Below are 21,075 nucleotides of genomic sequence, written 5' to 3' on the forward strand. Positions count from 1 at the left end.
CCTACAACTGGTTCCTTTTTCGAATCCGCCCTTTCCTACTGTCTGTCAGATTCTTCCTACCAACAACCCCTCTCCCCTGCCCGTTCCCTGGGAAGTCCCCCCTCTTAAAGTGGCCGCCTATTGATTGGTCGACGATTGGGGCTGGGCTGCAATGACGATTTTCCGCAAGGACCGGCTGTTATCCGCACTGCTTTTCGCACCCGCCATGGCGCTGGGCGAAACCGGCGCGCAACCGCTGAATGACCAGATCCTGCGTCAGTTCGATACCCAGCGCCACGAGCGCGCCGCTGCCGAACAGGCGCAACGGCTGGAAACCCTTCGTGAAGACGCGGCGGAGCCAGCCAGCCGCGCACCGCAGCGGGTCGAGCAAGGTGATGGCGAGTGCTGGCCGGTGTCCGCGGTGCGCGTGCAGGACAACCAGCTGCTGGACACCGCTGCGCTGCAAGGTGTCCTGCAGCCATGGGTGGCGCCGTGCAGCGGCGTCGATGACATCAACCAGATGCTGCTGGCCTTGACCGGTGCCTACGTGAAGGCCGGCTATATCGCGGCCAGGCCCTATATCGTTCGCATGCCCGCAGCAGATGGCGAGCTGGTCATCGCCATGCTCGAAGGCTTCATCGAATCCATTGAAATCGCCGACGGCAGTGACGACCTGGCGCTGGGCAGCGCTTTCCCTGGGATGATCGGTCGCCCGCTCAAGCTCACCGATGTGGAAAGTGGCCTGGACCAGCTCAACCGGCTGCGCTCCGTCGACCTGATCCTGGACATCGCTCCCGGCGAGCAGGTGGGGGGTACGCGAATCGTTCTGCGCCCACAGGGCACGCACAAATCCTGGACCCTGGGCACCGGACTGAACAACCGTGGCAGCGATGCATCGGGGCGCCACCAGGCACAGCTGAGCCTGAGCCTGGACAACCCGTTTCGTCTCAATGATTCGCTGGCTGCCAGCTATGCCAACAGCCTGGACGGTGGATCGGGCCGCAGTCGCCAAGGCGGGATGTTCTACGAAATACCCTACGGGCGCTGGACCCTGAACGCTTCGGCGAGTCGTTTCGAATCCCGCGCCCCGCTGCCCAACCGCCATGAGGTGGCGCAGAGCCTGGACAGCTATGGCCTGAAGCTGGATCGCAGCCTGTGGCGCAACCAGACGACCCTGCTCAATGGGCACCTGCGCCTGGACCAGACCCGTACCGATCTGCTGTTCGACGGCACTACCGTACGCAACGGTCGCACCACGCTGAGCGTCGCCAGCGTCGGGCTCAACCTGACTCACCTGGGTGATTCGGTGTGGAGTGGCGCCCTGGGCTACTCCCGCGGGCAGGGTTGGCTGGGGGGCGATCGCACACCCCTGCGGCATGACGCGCCGCAACCGCACTTCGAAAAATACCGAGGCACCGTCACTCGCCGATCGCTGTTCGATCTGCTCGATCGACGTTGGGCGTGGAGCAGCGAACTGGACATGCAGTACAGCCCAGACCCGCTACCGAGCCTGGAGCAGATGCGCCTGGCCGGCAGCGCCAGCGTGCGCGGCTATCGCCTGGACAGCCAGCCGGTTTCCAAGGGGGCCACGTTGCGCAACACCCTGAGCACTTCGCAGCTACTCGCCCAAGGCCTGTACCTGACCCCCCAAGCGGGGCTGGACTCGGGCTGGGGCCGGCACACGTACAACCAGGTCGAGACCCAGCACGCCATCGGCTTGAGCGCCGGGGCCACCCTGAGCTGGGCAGACGGCCAGATCACTCTGGATTATCAGCGCGGCCTGCATCGGCGTGCCAGCGCTTCGCCGGAACCAGGTTTCTGGACCTTCGGGCTTTCGCAAGTCTTCTGAAAAACAGGTAGATATCCCCATGACCAAACCATCACGTTGTGTTCAGCGCGACGCCTTGCGCCTGGCAATCGCCGGTGTCGTACTGGCGCCTTACATGGCCAGCGCCGACGTCATCCAGCCGGCCTTCGAGCCGGGTGCCAAACCGATCGTCATGACCAATGCCGGTGCCGCCCCGATCGTCGACATCGTGGCGCCCAATGCCGCCGGTCTTTCGCACAACCGCTACGAGCAATACAACGTCGGTGTCCCCGGCGTGGTACTGAACAACAGCCTGAAGGCCGGCCGTGCGCACGTCGCCGGCGAATTCTTGAATGTGCGGGCCAACGGCCAGTTCAAGGGCCAGGCGGCAAGCACCATTCTCAACGAAGTGATCGGCCGACGCCGCTCCGACATCAACGGTGAACAAGTGATCTTCGGCCAAGCGGCCGACTATGTACTGAGCAACCCCAACGGGATTTCGCTCAATGGCGCACGGATCAACCTGCAAATGGACAAGCAGGCGACCTTTCTGGTTGGCCGGCCGCAGATCGAGAACGGCAGGATCACCGGGCTCAATACCGACGGTGGTGTCGACCCACGCACCGCGCTGAGGGTAGACACCCGCGGGGTGACCGTGAATGGCGGTTCGCTGGCCTTGATCGCCCCCACGATCGACCAGCGCGGGCCGATCAGCGCAGCGCAGAGGCTCGACATTCTGTTGGGCACACACAAGGTCGATGCCAGCGATCTGAAGGTCAGCCACGTCCAGCAGAACGCGTTCAGTACCGACGCGCGCCTGATGGGCGCCATGCACGCCAATCGCATCAATATTCTGAGCACCCGCGAAGGTGCCGGCATCAACATGGGCCTCAGTCGGACCGCAGCGCGTGAAGGCATCGAGATCGCTTCGCAGGGCGCACTGAACATGATCAGCACCGCCAAGCGCGATGGCTTGGCCACGCAGGGTGTACTCGACGCCGGCACTGGCGATGTGCGGCTGAGCTCGGCAGCGAACCTGAACATCAAGTCGGTGGCGATCAGTGGCGCGTCGATCAGCGCCGACGCCGGTGCCGATCTGAACCTGGATACGTTGACCCGCACCGTCGAATCCAGCCGCAGGAGCGGTGTGGAGAACGACTGGTACATCCTGCCTGCAGGTGCGACCACTACCACCGTCGAGCTGACGCATACCGAGCATCTGGCGAATGCGCTGAACGCCACGCAGTCCGTGACCCTGACTGCGGGCAACGATGCCAGGCTCGCCGCCACCCACGTCAACAGCCTCGGCGACGTAGGCATTGGCGCGGGCAATACGCTGGAGCTGACCGCCAATGTCGACCGCAGGCTTGACCGCGTCACCGTCAGCAACCAACGCCAGGGCCCTCAACGCTTGGACAGCACGGCCACCCAGACCACTCAGAGCGCAGCCTCGACGTTGATCGACGGCCAATCGATCAGCCTCACGGGACGGGCAATAACAGTCATGGGCAGCGACTTGAACAGTCGCAGCGACCTCAACCTCGCAGCAACCGAAGCGGTGGAGATCGGTACCGTCGTTCTGCATGGCTCGGTTGCGCAGGACAGTCGCGAGGGCCACGTGATCGTCCGCCGTTCGGCGACCGAACTGCACGACCGCGAGCAGACCCTGGACCACCGCGGCAGCCGGCTTGCCGCAGGCAATGGCAAGCTCGCCGCCCAGGCCGATCGCGTGGACCTGATAGCCGCGCAGCTGGAGGCCCGGGACATTGACCTGCGAAGCCTTGCGCAAGACCTCAGGGTACAAGGTGCCCAAGCCCACCAGCGTATCGACAATGCGCGCCAGGACACGGCGCTGTTCAGCGCGTCCGACCGCCGCTACGACCGCAGGCAAAGTACCTATCAAGGCAGCTCCCTCAGCGCCAGTGGCGCCCTGCTTCTGGACGGCAAGCGCGACACCCTGATCGTGGGCTCGAGCCTTGCCACCGCTGGCGATCTGACGGTCAAGGCCGAGCGCAACCTGATGGTCGCTGCCGGCCAGCAGAGCAGCGAATCCACCCTCAAGGGCAAGGACTGGAAACTGACCGTTTTCGGCGAACAGACCACGCCAGGCTCCGGCCAGCCAGGCGACGCACAGGGATCTGCCGGGCAGTGGGACGCCGGTGCCGGGATGCGCCAGCAGTGGACGCTGGACACCGCCCGGCTGAACACGCATCAAGCCAGCCAGCTCAAGGGCGGTAACGTCGCACTCGAGGCCGGGCAGGGCCTGGCCATCGTCGGCTCGTCGGTACAAGCCGAACAGAACGTGCTGCTCGATGCCGATGACATGCGCATTCTGGCCACCGAGGCGCAACGCAGTTTCCGCAACCAGGAAACCGGAAGAACGGTGGGTTACGAGATCACTGCGGGCGTTGACCGTTTCGGTATCGGCGCCGCTTTCGCCTTGCAGACCGACACCGACGGCCGCAGCGAGAACGTACACACGCGCAGCTCGATCAAGGCCGGCAACGACGTACGCCTGACCGCGAAGGCACTGACCACCCAGGCAGCGCAGGTGGAAGCAGGCCAGTTGTTGAAGGTGCGCGCCGACCGTGTCCACAATCAGGCCGTTACCGACAGCACCAAGACCGCCCTGGACTACAACAAGATCAAGCTCAGTGCGGGCAGCTCGCTGGACTACGGCGCCATTACCCGTCAGGTACAGAAGCTGTGGAGCGGAGTTGACCAGACCAGCCTGTATGCCAGTGGCCTGGAGGATGGCCTGCTGCCGTGGAGCGTGGGCATCAATCTCAAGGGTGACTACCTGGACCGCAATACCCAGTCGCTGACGCACATTGCCCGGGTGTCGCAGTTCACGGGGGGTGAGCTCGATATTGCCGTGACCGGCAAGCTGCACGACATCGGTACCCAGTACGAAAGCACGATCGGCGCCATCGCGCTGAGCGCGGACAGGCATGTCATGGACGCTGCCAGAAACAGCGTGCGTAGCGCAATCGACGCGTTGGGGGTGGACGCCATTGCCAGGCTGGAAACCTCGACCGGCGCCGACTGGGCCATGGGCGCCGCAGCCCGCGGTCACAGCAGCGCACAATACAAGACGGTGGATACGGCAGTAGTCGGCAGTCTGCTCGGCAACAACGGTATCCGTATCCAGATGGGCACCGATGGCCTGTATGAAGGCACGGTCATGAGCAGTGTGCAGGGGCCAATCCAGATCCACAGCGGCGGTAACCTGCAGTTCCTGCAAGCCGGCAACAGTATCGTCAAGCATGACGATGGCACGCGCGGGCGGGGCGCAGCGCAGCTCAATGGGGTGGTCGCACCAGCCCCTGTGGTTCAGGGTGGCGCCATCGGCGGCAGCGGGCAATACACCGTACTCGACAGTACCCAGACCTTCGCCGTCGGCGCCAGGCTGGACACCCCCGGCGCCGTTACATTGAGCGCGCAAGGCAACGTGATGCTGCAGGGCACTGCCATCGGCTCGCAACAGACGCCGGTGGGCAGCCTGTCGATCGACGCTGGCCAGAGTGCCGTGGCACTGGCCGGCATCGACACTGCCAGGGCCCAAGGCAATGTCTATGGCGGCAGCGGTTCGCTCAAGGTCAGCGCCAGGCCATCGACAGGCGGCTTGCCGGTGGCAGGCAGCGCAGGCTTCGAATTCGGTCAGACTGCGGAGGATTCGGCACTGCGTCGCGGCGCACAGTGGCATGTGCTCAACGACATGGCGGTCACGGCAGGCAGTGACCATGCGGCAGCGATACTGCTCGAAGGCCTGCACGCCACGGCCGACCGGATCAAGCTGGACGCACGCAAGGGGGGTATCGCCGTGATCGCCGCGCGGTCGACCAGCGATCGCGACAACAAGCTGATTTCCGCCACCTTCAGCCTGGGTGGCCATTCAGGCGGCGCGAAGCAGTCCTACGCACTCGATGAGTTCAACGTTCAGTTCAAGCTCGACTACGACAAGCTCAAGAGCGACACCTATGCCAACGCCAGGCTCACCGCGGGCACAGTGGAATACAACAGCCCGGGCGAGCTGTTGCTGGGCGGCGCGCAAGTGCATGCCGGCACAATAAGCGGTTCGGTGGGCAGCCTGCGGGCAGTCAGCGTCAGGGACAACGTTGACGCGACCAAGGTCAATGCCGAGGCCGAAGTCGGCAACGGTGGCGATCCGTGGGGCGCGATCGGCAGCCTGGCAAAGCTGGCAGGCGAGTGGGGAAGCAAGGGCAAGCAGCGCCTGGACCAGTTGAATGCGGCCTACTCCACCGATATCTCGGCCAAGCTGGGCTTCGACATGCGTCGCGAACTGCGCGATACCGTGGCCCAGAGTACCGTACTCAATGGCCGCGACACCCTGGGCCTGGAGGTCTTGGGGACAACCCAGTTGGTCGGCGCACAATTGCAGACCAGTGGCACTGCGCTGCACCCGGACCCGAACTCGATGCAGACCAGTGACCTGACTGCGCGCGACCGACTGGTAACGGTCTCCCTGCTGGCGCTGACGCCGTCACTGGGTGCGATCAAGGACCTGTACAGCCATCTGCAGAAGGACAAGCCCGAAGAGGTGATGATCGATACCGGGCTGTTCCGCGCCGGCGGGCACAACCGCACTCAGTATCTGACAGGGGGCGTGGAAAAACTCGCGCTCTGAGCATGACTCTCCGCCGGCCCGACATCCGTTTGGGCCGCATCCTACGATGGGCCGCGCGCGCTGCCGCTATCGCGTCCGCCCCACCCTTCCTAAGGTAGCTCTCGTGCATCGGCCCCCAGGTCGATGCACAGCCAATCCTGGACCTAAGGAAAGACCTCGATGCCTCATACCATGGAACAATTGCGCCACCTGACCCTGCGCTCGCTGCCGCTGGCCATCGCCAGCGCGCTGCTGGTGCCCTGCTCCCCTGCCTGGGCCGATGGCCTGACCGCGTTTGCGGGTGGCGAAACGGCGCCAATCATCAACGGCCAGTACAAAGTACCGGTCATCGACATCGTTGCGCCCAATGCCAACGGCCTTTCGCACAACGTCTACAGCGAATACAACGTCGGCACCCAGGGCCTGGTGCTCAACAACAGCCTGGTGGCTGGAAAGAGTGAAATGGCCGGCGAGCTGAAGGCCAATCCACAACTGGGCGGCACGGCCGCCAGCACCATCCTCAACGAGGTGGTCGGCCACAACCGTTCCAACATCAACGGCCCGCAAGTGGTTTTCGGCGCCGCGGCAGACTATGTCCTGGCCAACCCGAATGGCATCACGCTCAACGGCGCAAGCCTGGTCAACGCGCCACGAGCCACCTTCGTGGTCGGCGCGGCCACTGTCCAGGACGGTCGGCTGACAACGTTCGATACGCAGGCCACCGACCAGTTGCTGCGTGTCGACAGCGGCGGTGTCAGCAACCCGGCCGGCAGCCTGGCGCTGATAGCACCCAGTATCGTCAGCAGCGGGCCAATGGCCGCAGGCGCCGATATCGACCTGGTGCTGGGCAGCAATGTCGTCGACTACGCCAGCAATGGTGTGATCGGCAGCACGCGCACGACCAAACTCATCGATGCCAACCTGCTCGGCGCGATGGCCACGGACAAGCGCATCCGCATCGTCAGCAGTGAGGAAGGCGCGGGTATCAAGATGCCAGGCGCTCGACTCACGGCCGGTCAAGGCATCCGTATCGAATCGGCCGGCGACCTCACGCTGCATGCACCTGCGCGCGCCGGCAAGCCACAGACCCCCACCGAACTGCACGGCGGAGCGGGCGAGATCCACCTGGCAGCCGGCCGTCAGCTCAATCTGGGCGCGGCACGCCTGGCCAGCGAAGCCGATGTGCGCCTACTCGCCGACGGTGTGCGCAGCCAGGGTGCGGAGATCAACAGCGGCGGCCTGTTGAAGGTCAACGCGGCATCCATGGTCAATACCGGCTCAAGTCGCCTGCAGGGCGGCACGGTATCGCTGGATGTCAGCGGCAAACTGGCTGATACCGGTACCGAGTACGCCAGCACCCTGGGCAAGATCGCCATCCATGCCGACAGCCATGAGATGAAGGCGGCCATGCACAAGGTCCAGGCGGGCGCGGCAACCACCAGCACAGCCAAGGCCGGCAGCCTGAGCGCGGCCGAAGGCATCGACATCCGCCTGACCGGCAGTGGTCGCTACGAAGGCACCCGCATCGGCACCTCGCAAGGCGCGGTGCAGATCGACGCCGGTGCCAACCTGGCGTTCAACCCCGCCCACGCCACCCTCGACCGCATGGGCAAGGACGGCGCTTACCAGCAACGCACGGCGAGCAAGGCGCGGATCGATGCGCCAGGCGACGTGATCCTGCGCGCCAGCGGCGATGTGCAGCTCAACGGTGTGGACATAGGCACGCCGGACAAGCCCGCTGGCAGTCTGAAGGTGACGGCGGGAGGCACCCTCACCAGCCTCGCGGCCGTGGACAAGACAACCCTCAAGGGTGGTGGTGAATCCAGGAGTGCCGAAGGTCTGCATACCTTCGGTCAACGAGACGAAAGCACGCAACATCAGCACGGCAATCAGTGGCAGGTAAAGGGCGACATGGCGCTGCAGGCCGGCGCTCGCAAGGCACGCGCCCTGCACCTGCAGGGTGTCCAGGCCGACGCAGCCAGCATGAAGCTGGCGGCCACCGCAGGCGGTGTCTATCTGGAAAGCGCCAGCGACCAGCGTCAATCGGACCGCAAGCAACTGAGCGCCGATGCCAGTGATCCGCTCAAGCCGGCTCTTGGCCTCAGCTACCGCAACGAGCAGCAGCAGACACAGCACAATGCGCAGCTACGAGCTGCGACGCTCAGGCTCGATAGCCAGATGGATGCACGTCTGGACGGCGCACGTCTGCAGGCCGACAACCTGAGCGGCAACGTCAAGGGCAAGCTGGCGATCACTCATCGCGCCGACAGCACGCAAATCCTCGGTGTCGAGGGGCGTGTCGTGCTGGCCGAAGGTACGGCTCCAGGCACAATGCTCAATGAAGTGGCAGCGCTGGGCGGCAAGTGGAATTCGCCGGTCAAGGAAGCTCTGGCGCAGCAGCCAAACGCTGGCAAAGGCGAAGTCGAACAGGCCAATTTCGAGTTCACCCGCACCGACAAAACGGGCGTGAGCGAACAATCCGGAATGTTCAGCAGCGAGCCCATGAGCCTCAAAGTTGCACGAGGCACGACTCACGCAATGGCAGCAGGCGCCCATGAACTGCAGACCAGCCACAAGCTAGCCACGGGCAACACAGGCCTGGAGGCGGTCAAGCGGTTGTATGAGCAGGTACGCATCCGCTGAGGGGAACGTGGCGACTCACAGATCGTGCAGTCGCCACACTTCGAAGGCAGGGGTTTCATACGGGTGGGCCAGGCGCAATGCCTGGACCACCGGTTCAATGAGTGAATCGGCCACTACCAGCTCGACCTTCCACTCTTCGACCTTTTCCAGTGTATCGGCCTGACCCAGAAATGGCTGGCTGCCATCACATGGCCGAAACTGACCGTGCCCCAACACCTGCCATGCGCAGTTGTCGTAAGCACCGATGCGACCGCCACCGGCGGCGAATACAGCGCTCTTGACGGCTTCGACATGGCTGTCGGGAACGAAGAAGGCCAGTTTGAACATCTGCTGGTTCACCGACCTGTCAGTTCACCCACACGCGGGCATTGCGGAACATGCGCATCCAGGCGCCGTCCTCGTTCCACTCCTCAGGCTTCCAGGAGTTCTGCACAGCGCGGAATACCCGCTCCGGGTGCGGCATCATGATGGTCACGCGGCCGTCGCGGCTGGTCAATCCGGTGATCCCGCGCGGCGAGCCGTTCGGGTTGGCTGGGTACTGCTCGGTGACCTTGCCGTGGTTGTCGACGAAGCGCAGCGCCACGCAGCCCGACACATCGGCTTGCACCAAGGCGTCCGCGGTGGCGAATTCGGCATGACCTTCACCGTGGGCGATGGCGATCGGCATGCGCGAACCGGCCATGCCCTGGAGGAAGATCGAGTTGGACTCCTGCACCTGGACCATGGCAACCCGTGCCTCGAACTGCTCGGACCGGTTGCGCACGAAGTGCGGCCAGAACTCGCTGCCTGGAATCAACTCGTGCAGATTGGACATCATCTGGCAGCCGTTGCACACGCCGAGGGTGAAGCTGTCGCTGCGCTCGAAGTACTGCTGGAACGCATCACGGGCACGGGCATTGAACAGTGCCGACTTGGCCCAGCCTTCACCGGCACCCAGGACGTCGCCGTAGGAGAAGCCACCGCAGGCAACCAGACCCTTGAACTCGTTCAGGTCGACACGTCCGGCGAGAATATCGCTCATGTGCACGTCGATGGCGTTGAAGCCTGCACGGTCGAAGGCCGCAGCCATTTCGACCTGACCATTGACGCCCTGTTCGCGCAGCACGGCGACCTGTGGACGGACGTTCTTCTTGATGTACGGGGCGGCGATGTCTTCGTCGACATCGTAGCTGAGGTTGAAGCTCAGCCCTGGATTGTCTTCTTCGAGCAGCGCATCGAATTCCTGATCGGCACCGGCAGCGTTGTCGCGCAGGCGCTGGATCTGGTAGCTGGTCTCGGCCCACTGACGTTGCAGCAGGCGGCGCTCGCCGCTGAACAGCAGGTCGTCGTGGTAGCGAATGTTCACCGCGCCGTTGTTGATCGGCTGGCCGACCACCGCCACGCAGTCGTTGCCCAGGCCCGCGGCGCTGAACTGCGCCAGAATCATCGGCGTGGCGTCCTGACGCACCTGGATGACTGCACCCAGTTCTTCGTTGAACAGCACTGCCGCAATTTCCTCGCGGCTGTGCGCCACGGTGGCCAGTTGCAGGTTGAGACCGCAGTGACCGGCGAAGGCCATTTCCACCGTGCTGGCCAGCAGGCCACCGTCGGAACGGTCATGGTAGGCCAGCAAGTGGCCGTCGGCATTGAGCCCCTGGATCACGGCGAAGAACGCCTTGAGGTCTTCGGCATCGTCGACGTCCGGCGCGCGGCTGGCCAACTTGCCGTGTGCCTGGGCCAGGATCGAGGCGCCCATGCGGTTCTGGCCACGCCCCAGGTCGATGAGGATCAGGTCGGTTTCACCCTTGTCCATGCGCAGTTGCGGAGTCAGGGTCTTGCGAATGTCGACCACGGGCGCGAAGCCGGTGATGATCAGCGACATCGGCGAGGTCACGCTCTTGTCGGTGCCCTCTTCGCTCCACTGGGTCTTCATGGACATGGAGTCCTTGCCGACCGGAATGGTGATGCCCAGCTCGGGGCACAGCTGCATGCCAACCGCTTGCACGGCATCGTACAGACGCGCGTCTTCGCCCGGATGGCCAGCAGCGGACATCCAGTTGGCGGACAGCTTGATGTCGGAGATTTTCGCGATGCTGGACGCGGCGATGTTGGTCAGGGTTTCACCGACCGCCATGCGTGCCGAAGCCGGGGCGTCGAGCAGCGCCAGCGGCGTGCGTTCGCCCATGGCCATGGCCTCGCCGCTGTAGACGTCGAAGCTGGTGGCGGTGACGGCGACATCGGCCACCGGTACCTGCCACGGGCCGACCATCTGGTCGCGTGCCACCAGGCCGGTGATGGTGCGGTCGCCAATGGTGATCAGAAAGCTCTTGCTGGCCACCGCAGGGTGATGTAGGACGCGTTCGATGCAGTCGGCCAGGTCCAGCTGGGCCGGATCGAAGTCATCGCCTAGCTCCTGCTCGCGCACGGCACTGCGGTGCATGCGCGGCGCCTTGCCCAGCAGCACTTCGAGCGGCATGTCGACCGGGTTGTTGCCGAAGTGGCTGTCGGTGACGGTCAATTGCGGCTCGGCAGTGGCCTCGCCGACGACGGCGAACGGGCAGCGCTCGCGCTCGCAGATGGCCTGGAAACGCTCGAAGTCGGCGGCGTCCACGGCCAGCACGTAGCGTTCCTGGGATTCGTTGCTCCAGATTTCCAGCGGGGCCATGCCCGGCTCGTCGTTGGGTACGTTGCGCAGCTCGAAGCGGCCGCCACGGCCACCGTCGTTGACCAGTTCGGGGAATGCGTTGGACAGGCCGCCCGCACCTACGTCGTGGATGAAGCTGATGGGATTCCTGCCGCCCAGCTGCCAGCAACGGTCGATGACTTCCTGGCAGCGACGCTCCATCTCCGGGTTTTCGCGCTGTACCGAAGCGAAGTCCAGGTCCGCCGAGCTGGTGCCGGTGGCCATGGAGGAAGCAGCGCCGCCGCCCAGGCCGATGAGCATGGCAGGACCACCGAGCACGATCAGTTTGGAACCGACGGTGATCTCGCCTTTCTGCACGTGTTCGGCACGGATGTTGCCCATCCCGCCGGCGAGCATGATCGGCTTGTGGTAGCCGCGCACTTCTTCACCGTGGGGGGTGTCGATGCGCTGCTCGAACGTGCGGAAGTAGCCGGTCAGGGCCGGGCGACCGAATTCATTGTTGAACGCCGCGCCGCCCAGCGGGCCGTCGATCATGATGTCCAGCGCGGTGACGATGCGCTCGGGCTTGCCGTAGGGTTTTTCCCACGGCTGTTCGAAACCGGGAATGTTCAGGTTGGACACGGTGAAACCGGTCAGGCCAGCCTTGGGCTTGGCGCCGCGGCCGGTCGCGCCTTCATCGCGGATCTCGCCGCCGGAGCCGGTGGAGGCGCCCGGAAAGGGCGCGATCGCCGTCGGGTGGTTATGGGTTTCCACCTTCATCAGGATGTGCACCGGCTCCTGCACCGCGCCGTACTGGCGGGTTTCAGGGTTCGGGAAGAAACGCCCGGCGACGCTGCCGACGATGACCGAAGCGTTGTCCTTGTAGGCTGACAGCACGCCTTCGCTGTGCATCTGATAGGTGTTCTTGATCATGCCGAACAGGCTTTTTTCCTGGCTCTGACCGTCGATGTCCCAACTGGCGTTGAATATCTTGTGGCGGCAGTGCTCGGAGTTGGCCTGGGCGAACATCATCAGCTCGATGTCGTGCGGATTGCGCGCCAGCCCCTGGAAGCTGCTGACCAGGTAGTCGATTTCGTCTTCGGCCAGGGCCAGGCCCAGCTCGACGTTGGCCCGTTCCAGCGCGGCACGACCGCCACCCAGGATATCCACGGCGGTGAGTGGCTTGGGTTCGGCGTGACGGAACAAGCCGGCGGCGTCTTCCAGACGGGCCAGCACCACCTGGGTCATGCGATCGTGCAGGACGGCACCGATCAGCTCGGCTTCGGCTTCGCTGAAATCACCAGACACATAAAAGGCAATGCCGCGCTCCAGACGCTGAATCTGGGTCAGGCCGCAGTTGTGCGCGATATCGCTGGCCTTGCTCGACCACGGCGAAATCGTACCGAAGCGCGGCAGCACCAGGAACAGCCGCCCGGTGGGCTCCTGAACGGGAACGCTGGGACCGTACTTGAGCAGACGGGCAAGGACTTGCCGGTCGTCGCTGGCCAGCTCGCCTTCGACTTCGGCGAAGTGGGCGAATTCAGCATACAGGCCAGTAACAGCGGGGACCTTCTGGCTCAGTTGCTCGAGTAATTTACCGTGGCGAAAGGCAGAAAGGGCAGGAGCGCCGCGCAGGATCAACATCGTCGGGACAGCCTCGAAAGGGGGTGTGCTTGGAGGCCGTGCATTCTAGCCTAAACCATTCACCTAGGCACCCGACGGATGGAAAAACAGCGCGATCGTTCGTCAGATCCCTTGCCGGGGGCCGGCAAGAGGTTGCGCTGCGCTCTACCAGACTCCTTCGCCTGCTGTCGAGATATGGCTCGAGCGACCGTTTGCGTATACTGCACCCATGCTCACCCAGACCGTCTTACGCTCGCGCTGCGCCAAATGGCTCTTCGCAACCGGACTTCTCCTGCTGCTCAGTGGCTGCGTTGATAAACCCAGCACACTCGAACGGATCAAGGAGGACGGCGTGCTGCGCGTCATAACCCGCAACAGCCCGGCCACCTACTTCCAGGATCGCAACGGCGAAACCGGCTTCGAGTACGAGCTGGTCAAGCGCTTCGCCGATGACCTGGGCGTGAAACTCCAGATCGAAACCGCCGACAACCTCGACGACATCTTCGCCGGCCTGAGCCAGCCCCAGGGCCCGGTGCTGGCGGCTGCGGGGCTGGTCACCAGCGAGGCGCGGGAACAACAGGCGCGCTTCTCGCACCCCTATCTGGAGGTCACGCCGCAGGTCATCTATCGCAACGGCCAGAACCGCCCCACCGATGCCGCCGAGCTGGTGGGCAAGAAGATCATGGTGCTCAAGGGCAGCAGCCACGCCGAGCAACTGGCCAAATTGAAGCTGCAGTACCCGGCGCTCGAGTACGAAGAGTCCGACGCGGTGGAGGTGGTGGATCTGCTGCGCATGGTCGACGAGGGGCAGATCGACCTGACTCTGGTCGATTCCAACGAAGTGGCCATGAACCAGGTGTACTTCCCCAACGTGCGGGTCGCCTTCGACCTGGGCGATGGCCGCGACCAGCGCTGGGCCGTTGCCGGGGGCGAAGACAACAGCCTGCTGAACGAGGTCAACGGCTTCATCGACAAGGTCAAGGGCAACGGCACCCTGCAGCGCCTCAAAGACCGCTACTACGGCCATGTCGATGTGCTCGGCTACGTCGGCGCCTACACCTTCGCCCAGCACCTGCAACAGCGCCTGCCCAAGTTCGAGAAAACCTTCCAGGCCTCGGCCAAGCAGGAGAAGGTCGACTGGCGGCTGCTGGCCGCCATCGGTTATCAAGAGTCCATGTGGCAGGCCAGCGTGACCTCCAAGACCGGGGTGCGGGGCCTGATGATGCTGACCCAGAACACTGCCCAGGCCATGGGCGTGAGCAACCGCCTGGACCCCAAGCAGAGCATCAATGGCGGCGCCAAGTACTTCGCCTATGTCAAGGATCAGCTCGACGCCGGCATTCAGGAACCCGACCGGACCTGGTTCGCCCTGGCGGCCTACAACGTGGGCAGTGGCCACCTCGACGACGCGCGCAAGCTGGCAGAAGGTGAAGGGCTGAACCCGAACAAGTGGCTGGATGTGAAGAAGATGCTGCCGCGCCTGGCGCAGAAGAAGTGGTACAGCAAGACCCGCTACGGCTATGCCCGCGGCGGCGAGCCAGTGCACTTCGTGGCCAACATCCGCCGCTACTACGACATCCTCACCTGGGTGACCCAGCCACAGCTCGAAGGCAGCCAGGTCGCCGATGGCAATCTGCACGTGCCTGGTGTGGACCAAACTAAGCCCTCACAGCAGACGCCGCCGCTCTAAGAGCACCCGAGTGATCCTGTGGGAGCGGGCTCTGCCCGCGAAAAGGCCCTCGGCAGCACTCCCTCCTTCAATCTCAGCCCTTCGCCCGACGCGCCCTGAAAAATTCGCTCAATATCGCCCCGCACTCTTCAGCCAACACGCCACCCTCCACCACCAACCGATGGTTCAGGAAGCCTTGGCTGAAAAACTGCCCCTGACTCTGCACCACGCCCGCCTTGGGTTCGAGCGCGCCGAACACCACCCGGGCGATGCGCGCATGGACGATCAGCCCGGCGCACATGCTGCAAGGCTCCAGGGTGACGTACAGGGTGCTGCCCGGCAGGCGATAGTTGTGCACGGACTGCGCGGCGTTGCGGATGGCCACCATCTCGGCATGGGCACTGGGGTCGCTGCCACTGATGGGGCAGTTGAAGCCGCGGCCGACGATCTCGCCGTCCTGCACCACGACTGCGCCCACAGGCACTTCGCCCAGCGCCGCACCCTGAGCGGCCAGCTCTAGCGCCTGGGCCATGAAAAACCGATCGCGGCTGCGATCAATGATCTTGGGTTGTTTCAACGTTCAGGAAACCTCTATTGCCGCCATGAGTCCGGTTTCCATGTGATCGATCACATGGCAATGGAACATCCAGATACCAGGATTATCCGCCACCAGCGCCACCTGGGCACGCTCGTTCTTTCCCAGCAAGAACGTATCGGTGAAATAAGGAATGATCTTGCGCCTGTTGGAGGCAATCACCTTGAAACTCATGCCGTGCAGGTGGATAGGATGCTGGTACTGAGTCATGTTCTTCAACTCCAGCACGTAGCTCTTGCCCAACTGCAGCTTGGCAATGGGGCGGTCGGCGCAGGTCTTGTCGGTGATGTCCCAGGCGATGCCGTTGATCTGCCACAGGCTGGGCGGCTTGCCCTCGGTCGTATCCGACACCTCGCCGACCCATTCGAAGTTGAAATTGAGCTTCTCGGCATTGGCCAGGTCCGGCTCGGCGATCGGATTGGGCGGTAACGCCGGCGGCCAATCGGTCGGCGCCGCTGCGGCCTGCACCGAGCGCAGCGTGCCCAGGCGAACCGGACCGTCACGTATGGCGATCTCTTCACCGGCAGGTGGCATCTTGACTGCAAGACAAACCCGCATGCCGGGGCCCATCCAGTAATCCTTGCCGAACGCGCGCGGTTCGATGGGGTTGCCGTCCAGTGCATACAGGCGCATATCGGCATTGCCACGGAAGTTCAGGCGATAGGTGGCTGTGTTGTCCAGGTTGAGAATGCGCACCCTGACGACTTGACCCGCCGGCAGATCGACCGTCGCCCGATGTACCCCGTTGATCGTCGACAGCCGGCCCAGGGTGCCGTTGCGCGCCGCTTCGCGGGGGATGCTGAACGGCAGGAACGCGCCCTCCTCGTCCACGTGCCAGTTCTTCAGGTTGAGCACCGCTTCGTGCGCGAAGCCGGTGGGGTCGCGCTCCTCGACGATCAACGGCCCGACCAGGCCGCGGCCCAGTTCCTCGCTGCTGGCCACGTGCGGGTGATACCAGTAGCTGCCGGCGTCCGGCACACGAAACCGGTAGTCGAAGTATTCACCGGGCTTGACCGGCAACTGCGACACGTAGGGCACGCCGTCCATGTCCAGCGGCAGGCGAATGCCATGCCAGTGGATGGTGGTTTCCACCGGCAGCTGGTTGATGAAGCGCACCCGCAGCCATTCGCCCTGGCGCACCCGCAGCTCACGCCCGGGTGCCGAACCACCGAACGCCCAGGCCGGAGTCTGATGACCTGCCACCAACTCGACATCCAGCGGCGCGGCAATCAGCTGATAGTCCACGCCGGCCTGGTCCACAGGCGTACCCAACCAATAACGGGCAGCGCCCCCGGCACCCACGCCGACCGCGACAACGCCCGCCAGGCCACCGAGGAATCGTCGACGAGTGAAAGACATGGCTATGGGCACCTGCGTGATGAACGTGAAAGGCCGACACCATACACCTGCAATTGAGAAAGATTAAGACTTGCGCCGCCGCGCGGTTGGGTGTCGGACAGATCGCATGCACCGCCGACGCGGCTTGCGCCGCTGCTACAGGGGCACATGATGTCTGGCCCTGTACGTCATGGCCTGATCACGCCGGGTGGGGCCAGGGACGGATCCAGGTAGGTGAACGGCGCTTCGCGTACGGTCAGCGCCAAGCGCCAGTCCGCTTTGACCACCCCGTCGCCGCGGCCCATCGACGGCAGGTAGTACTCGCCGGGGTCCAGGGTGATGTTGGTCTGCTGGCCGGCACCGGCATCGACGATGCGCAGTGCTGTCACGTCGTGCAGTTGCGCCAGACCTGGAACACCCTTGTAGGTGGACGCGTGAGTGTCACCGACCAAGGCGATCCATTTGCCCCGGCCGGGCAATGCGGTGCGTGCTGCAATGACGCGACTGGCGTGGTAGCTGAACACCCGCTGGCGCAGCGTCTGGCCGGCGCCGTAGAGGTCGTCCATGCCATCGAGTCGATAGCTGGCCGCGCAATCCAGGGCGCGCACCTGGATACCCTCGCGCCGCGCAGCCTGCACCAGCGTGGTGAAGTTGTACTGTCGAGCCGGATCGGTACGATGGCCAAGATCCTGATCGCGCAGATAGTCCTGCAGCCCACTGGGCAGCCGGCCATCACTGGCCACCTGGTTCAGATCGGCCTGATGCAGATCGGTCATCAAGTGCTCCATGTACAGCGTGTCGACACCGTCGCCGGCCAGCGCCCGCATGTTCTCGATCAGGAAACGCTTGCTGGCGATAGCCTGATGAGACTCACCGATGACCAGTGCCCCGGATTCGTCCAACAGTCGGCGCACGGCGGTATAGGGCGGCAGCGAAGCATCGGGCACAGGCAACGGCGATCTGCCGGGCGAGCGCCATTCGGCGATGAATGCGTTGGCGTCCTCGATCAGTTGAACACGCAGCTTGTTGAGGCTGTCGAGCACCGGATTGAGCGGCGTGTCGGGGTCGAAGTATTCACCGGAGAGCATCTTGCGAAACTGGTCGCTCAACAGCTCGCCGGTGGCAGCGCGAGCCACCAGCGGTACTTCGTAGCGAGTCGCCGAAACCTCGAACTGCACGTAGCTCACCGGTGGCGGTTCAAGTTCCATTTGCCGTGACACGCTCAGGCAGCCGCCACCGCCCCGCAGGCAACCGGTCGGCATCAGTTCCCATTGCAATTGGTCGTTGAAACGCACCGGGTAATTACCGGTGAAGGCATAGGGGCGCTGCGGATCGACGATCAACCAGTAACGCAGGCTGGGGTCGTAGCGCACGCGATACAGATCGCCGTGCAAGCGGATCATCTGCTCCCCCTCGACTGCCAGCAGCCCTTCGGCACTGGGCAGCAAAGGCGTCAGCGCGGACACCTGAGGTCGCGACTGCAGTGGCTGGAGTTCGGCGCTCTGCGGGGCTCGCTGGGAAATCAGCAGGATCATGTTCAGCAGCAACTCGATACCGCTGAATATCGATGCATACAAGGCGGCGCGACGGTCCGTGGCGGCGCCCGCATTCACCGCACGTTCCACATTGAGGGCGAATTTTCCGGCGCTCGCCACCACCACGATCAATGCGATCGGCCAGCTGACCATGGCTGCCGCGCCGAACAAGTGCACGCCTGCACCCAGATAACCGATCCACAACTGCTGGCGCAACTCGCTGTTGCTGTGCAACTGCAGGTTGGCCTCGGCCAGCATCTGCTCGCGGGTTTGCCCTTGCAGCCAGTGGGCCGCATCGGCTGCGATGGATGGCCAGGACACCTTTGCTGCGAACAGCGCCAGCGGCTTCTTCGCCAGCAGCGCCAGGCTGCGCGCACGCGCCAATGCAGCCGCCGGCTCCAGCAGCCTGCCGTGGTCGAGCAAGCGCTCCCGGCGCTGCACGTCCTGCAGCTGCTGGTGCAACCATGCCTGCGCCGCTTTCACATCGGCGAACACTTCAAACGCCTTGTCGCGACCGGCCAGGTACAACAGACACTCGCCCCCGCTGGCCTTGAAACACAACACACTGGCGAACCCGTGGCCGGCAATCTGCAGCGTGCTGACCGTAACGCCGTGGCTCGGCGGATGGCTACCGGTCAAGTCGGCCAAGGTCGGTGCCATGGCGTACTCGCAACCCAGACCGTCGAACACACATTGCACCTGTTGGCGCATCATGGCCCCGGCCTGAGCTGCATCCACGGCGGCGCGCAGGCAGTTGATGCGGATCAGCGTCTGCACCCCTGGCCCATTGTCGGTCCAGAACGTCGCCAGCGCTTGGCGATAGGCCGCCGCGAAATCGATGTGCCATAACGCGTTGAGTACCTTGTCGGGCGCCAGTCTTACCTCGTTGCGCTCATCGAACCAGCCTGCCCGCGCATCGCCCGTGTAGAACCCGCCCATGACATGCAGCAAGTCGGCATTATCCTGGTCGCTCGCGCGGAACCGCCGCATCACCAGTTCGGTAAACGTCATCGTTTCACTGGGCGGGCCCATGTGCGCGTAGCCACTGAAGGAGCGATGGCTGGACTGCGCATTGTCGAAGCGATGCCAGTAAAAAGCGTCGGGGTGGGTGTCGATGGCCATGGACGCGAGCAGTTGGGTGGCAGTGGCGACAGCCATTTGGTGCAGATCCGGCACTTGTTGTGTGACCTGCCGTGCGATGCCTGCGAGCACATCGCCTAATTGCGTATTGGGAAGTACATCAGTCATATCAAAGGGATCGGTTTCTGAAGGAGCTGCGAGTGTGGCAAGTGCCCTGGACCCTCCTGGCCTACATATTTGGCCTCACCGTTCAGGCACCTCACTACGACCCGACACCCTTGCTGCCACCGTCATCGAGGTAAACTCTGGCCACCCCTATATACAGGACTCCGGGCCATGATCGACTTCAACAACAAAGGCTTCTTCAAACTCAAGCAAAACGCCGAATACGCCGAACGCGTCACTGCCCTGCTGCTGGATGACGAGCAGGTGGTCGACGCCTACAAGTCCATGCGCGACGGCGTGGTGTTCACCAACAAACGGATCATCGCGGTGAACGTGCAGGGCTTGACCGGCAGCAAGAAGGACTTCACCTCCCTGCCCTACAAGAACATCGTGGCGTACTCGATCGAAACGTCGGGCACGTTCGATCTGGACTCGGAGCTGGAGGTGTATTTTTCGGCGCTGGGGAAGGTGCGCTTTGAGTTCTCGGGGAAGACGTCGATGGTGGAGATTTCGCGGCTGATTGCGGGGCATGTGTTGAAGTGAGTTGATTGGTCATCGGTCACGGCGCCCTACGTTTTTCCTGTCATTTCGTGGCTTCGCAGCAAGGCTTGCTCTATAGCTCCCAAGGATTGATGACCGCCAGACCTGCAGCCCGGAACGGGTGAGTATCGCGAGTGGCGACAATGAATCCATTGGCAAGAGCGACCGCAGCGATGCAGGCATCGGCAGCCTCGATCCCACTACCGGCCTTGCGCGCCTTGGCCAGCACCTCGGCGTAAGCCTGCGTGCAGGCCAGATCAAAAGGCAAAACGCGCCCGACGAACATGGGCAGCACCTGCTTTTCGAGACTTTCGTGCAGCGTCGAACGGCGTCGCCCAACCGGCATCAACGCTATACCTGCACGTAGCTCAGCCACGGTCATGGCGGACAGGTAAAGCGTTTCCAATGCCTGCTCGTCGATCCATTGAATGACGCACGCCGCGGGCGAATGGCGTAGAGGCTCGGAAATCACATTGGTATCGAGCAGGATCATTCAAAGCTCGCTGCGCGGGCGGGGGCTTTATCGCGCGCGCTTTGGAAGGCAGCGAACTCCTCATCCGTCAGCTTGACCTTGCGGCCGGTCTGGGCCAGCAGCGAGCCCAGTTTGACCCGACCTTCCGGCCTCACCGCAGACTCGAGAATGTCACGCATCTCGGCTTCGATGCTGCGGCCATGTTGAGCAGCCCGCACGCGGATAGCGCGGTGCACCTCTTCAGAAACATTTCGAACGGTAACGGATGGCATCTTTCATACCCCTTAGCTGCTGCGATTGCTTGCACTTTAGCAATCTGCAAGCAACGGGACAACTGATGGCATTTCGTTCGTCTAATGATCCCGCTGGAATCGACGCCTGCGGTGGTATCTCCCGAACA

12 protein-coding genes are annotated in these 21,075 nt (G+C 63.7%); 5 read left to right on the forward strand and 7 right to left on the reverse strand.

The window, feature by feature from the left end; translation table 11 throughout:
- The first annotated feature begins 151 nt into the window (after positions 1 to 151).
- The 3 genes from IFT44_RS08985 (at position 152) to IFT44_RS08995 (ending at position 9,056) form a co-directional block, all read left to right on the forward strand.
- Positions 152 to 1,828, forward strand: coding sequence for a ShlB/FhaC/HecB family hemolysin secretion/activation protein (locus IFT44_RS08985; RefSeq protein ID WP_185795053.1), 1,677 nt, complete (start codon positions 152 to 154; stop codon positions 1,826 to 1,828).
- Between the two features lie 19 nt (positions 1,829 to 1,847).
- Complete coding sequence (locus IFT44_RS08990) at positions 1,848 to 6,434, forward strand: hemagglutinin repeat-containing protein (protein ID WP_192175780.1); 4,587 nt, start codon at positions 1,848 to 1,850, stop codon at positions 6,432 to 6,434.
- Positions 6,435 to 6,593: 159 nt separating this feature from the next.
- On the forward strand, positions 6,594 to 9,056 hold the full coding sequence (locus IFT44_RS08995; RefSeq protein WP_192058653.1) for a two-partner secretion domain-containing protein: 2,463 nt from the start codon (positions 6,594 to 6,596) through the stop codon (positions 9,054 to 9,056).
- 15 nt (positions 9,057 to 9,071) lie between these two features.
- On the opposite strand, the gene IFT44_RS09000 is transcribed toward IFT44_RS08995, so the two are convergent.
- Positions 9,072 to 9,383, reverse strand: a complete 312-nt coding sequence (locus IFT44_RS09000) for a Nif3-like dinuclear metal center hexameric protein (protein WP_122475694.1) — start codon at positions 9,381 to 9,383, stop codon at positions 9,072 to 9,074.
- 19 nt (positions 9,384 to 9,402) lie between these two features.
- Entirely contained in the window at positions 9,403 to 13,302 is a 3,900-nt protein-coding gene (gene purL / locus IFT44_RS09005; RefSeq protein ID WP_192175781.1) for a phosphoribosylformylglycinamidine synthase, read from the reverse strand.
- Positions 13,303 to 13,510: 208 nt separating this feature from the next.
- On the opposite strand from purL, the gene mltF reads away from it, so the two are divergent.
- Entirely contained in the window at positions 13,511 to 14,971 is a 1,461-nt protein-coding gene (gene mltF / locus IFT44_RS09010; RefSeq protein ID WP_192058649.1) for a membrane-bound lytic murein transglycosylase MltF, read from the forward strand.
- Positions 14,972 to 15,044: 73 nt separating this feature from the next.
- Here the strand turns inward: mltF and tadA are convergent, their stop codons facing one another.
- From tadA to IFT44_RS09025, 3 genes are all read right to left on the reverse strand, one after another.
- Positions 15,045 to 15,527, reverse strand: coding sequence for a tRNA adenosine(34) deaminase TadA (gene tadA, locus IFT44_RS09015; protein WP_206757920.1), 483 nt, complete (start codon positions 15,525 to 15,527; stop codon positions 15,045 to 15,047).
- 3 nt (positions 15,528 to 15,530) lie between these two features.
- Positions 15,531 to 16,904 carry a multicopper oxidase family protein gene (locus IFT44_RS09020; RefSeq protein ID WP_192102601.1) on the reverse strand — a complete coding sequence of 458 codons (1,374 nt, stop codon included), beginning with the start codon at positions 16,902 to 16,904 and terminating at the stop codon, positions 15,531 to 15,533.
- 167 nt (positions 16,905 to 17,071) lie between these two features.
- The gene (locus IFT44_RS09025) at positions 17,072 to 19,666 is read right to left on the reverse strand and encodes a membrane-targeted effector domain-containing toxin (RefSeq protein ID WP_342214279.1); all 2,595 of its coding nucleotides are present in this window, start codon (positions 19,664 to 19,666) and stop codon (positions 17,072 to 17,074) included.
- A gap of 168 nt (positions 19,667 to 19,834) precedes the next feature.
- Here IFT44_RS09025 and IFT44_RS09030 point away from each other — a divergent pair, with 168 nt between their 5' ends.
- Positions 19,835 to 20,206, forward strand: coding sequence for a PH domain-containing protein (locus tag IFT44_RS09030; protein WP_122475122.1), 372 nt, complete (start codon positions 19,835 to 19,837; stop codon positions 20,204 to 20,206).
- 70 nt (positions 20,207 to 20,276) lie between these two features.
- Here IFT44_RS09030 and IFT44_RS09035 read toward each other — a convergent pair whose 3' ends face one another.
- Complete coding sequence (locus IFT44_RS09035; RefSeq protein WP_185795046.1) at positions 20,277 to 20,696, reverse strand: type II toxin-antitoxin system VapC family toxin; 420 nt, start codon at positions 20,694 to 20,696, stop codon at positions 20,277 to 20,279.
- The gene (locus tag IFT44_RS09040; protein ID WP_192175783.1) at positions 20,693 to 20,947 is read right to left on the reverse strand and encodes a FitA-like ribbon-helix-helix domain-containing protein; all 255 of its coding nucleotides are present in this window, start codon (positions 20,945 to 20,947) and stop codon (positions 20,693 to 20,695) included. The genes IFT44_RS09035 and IFT44_RS09040 overlap by 4 nt, the downstream gene beginning before the upstream one ends.
- Between the last annotated feature and the right edge of the window lie 128 nt (positions 20,948 to 21,075).

The organism is Pseudomonas sp. CFBP 13710 (assembly GCF_014842235.1).
GTDB classification, from domain to species: Bacteria; Pseudomonadota; Gammaproteobacteria; order Pseudomonadales; family Pseudomonadaceae; genus Aquipseudomonas; species Aquipseudomonas baltica.

Bases quoted from the DNA above. Each gene is read 5' to 3' on its own strand.
- IFT44_RS08985 (WP_185795053.1), top strand. From the start codon at position 152: ATGACGATTTTCCGCAAGGACCGGCTGTTATCCGCACTGCTTTTCGCA.
- IFT44_RS08990 (WP_192175780.1), top strand. From the start codon at position 1,848: ATGACCAAACCATCACGTTGTGTTCAGCGCGACGCCTTGCGCCTGGCA.
- IFT44_RS08995 (WP_192058653.1), top strand. From the start codon at position 6,594: ATGCCTCATACCATGGAACAATTGCGCCACCTGACCCTGCGCTCGCTG.
- IFT44_RS09000 (WP_122475694.1), bottom strand. From the start codon at position 9,383: ATGTTCAAACTGGCCTTCTTCGTTCCCGACAGCCATGTCGAAGCCGTC.
- purL (WP_192175781.1), bottom strand. From the start codon at position 13,302: ATGTTGATCCTGCGCGGCGCTCCTGCCCTTTCTGCCTTTCGCCACGGT.
- mltF (WP_192058649.1), top strand. From the start codon at position 13,511: ATGCTCACCCAGACCGTCTTACGCTCGCGCTGCGCCAAATGGCTCTTC.
- IFT44_RS09020 (WP_192102601.1), bottom strand. From the start codon at position 16,904: ATGTCTTTCACTCGTCGACGATTCCTCGGTGGCCTGGCGGGCGTTGTC.
- IFT44_RS09025 (WP_342214279.1), bottom strand. From the start codon at position 19,666: ATGACTGATGTACTTCCCAATACGCAATTAGGCGATGTGCTCGCAGGC.
- IFT44_RS09030 (WP_122475122.1), top strand. From the start codon at position 19,835: ATGATCGACTTCAACAACAAAGGCTTCTTCAAACTCAAGCAAAACGCC.
- IFT44_RS09035 (WP_185795046.1), bottom strand. From the start codon at position 20,696: ATGATCCTGCTCGATACCAATGTGATTTCCGAGCCTCTACGCCATTCG.
- IFT44_RS09040 (WP_192175783.1), bottom strand. From the start codon at position 20,947: ATGCCATCCGTTACCGTTCGAAATGTTTCTGAAGAGGTGCACCGCGCT.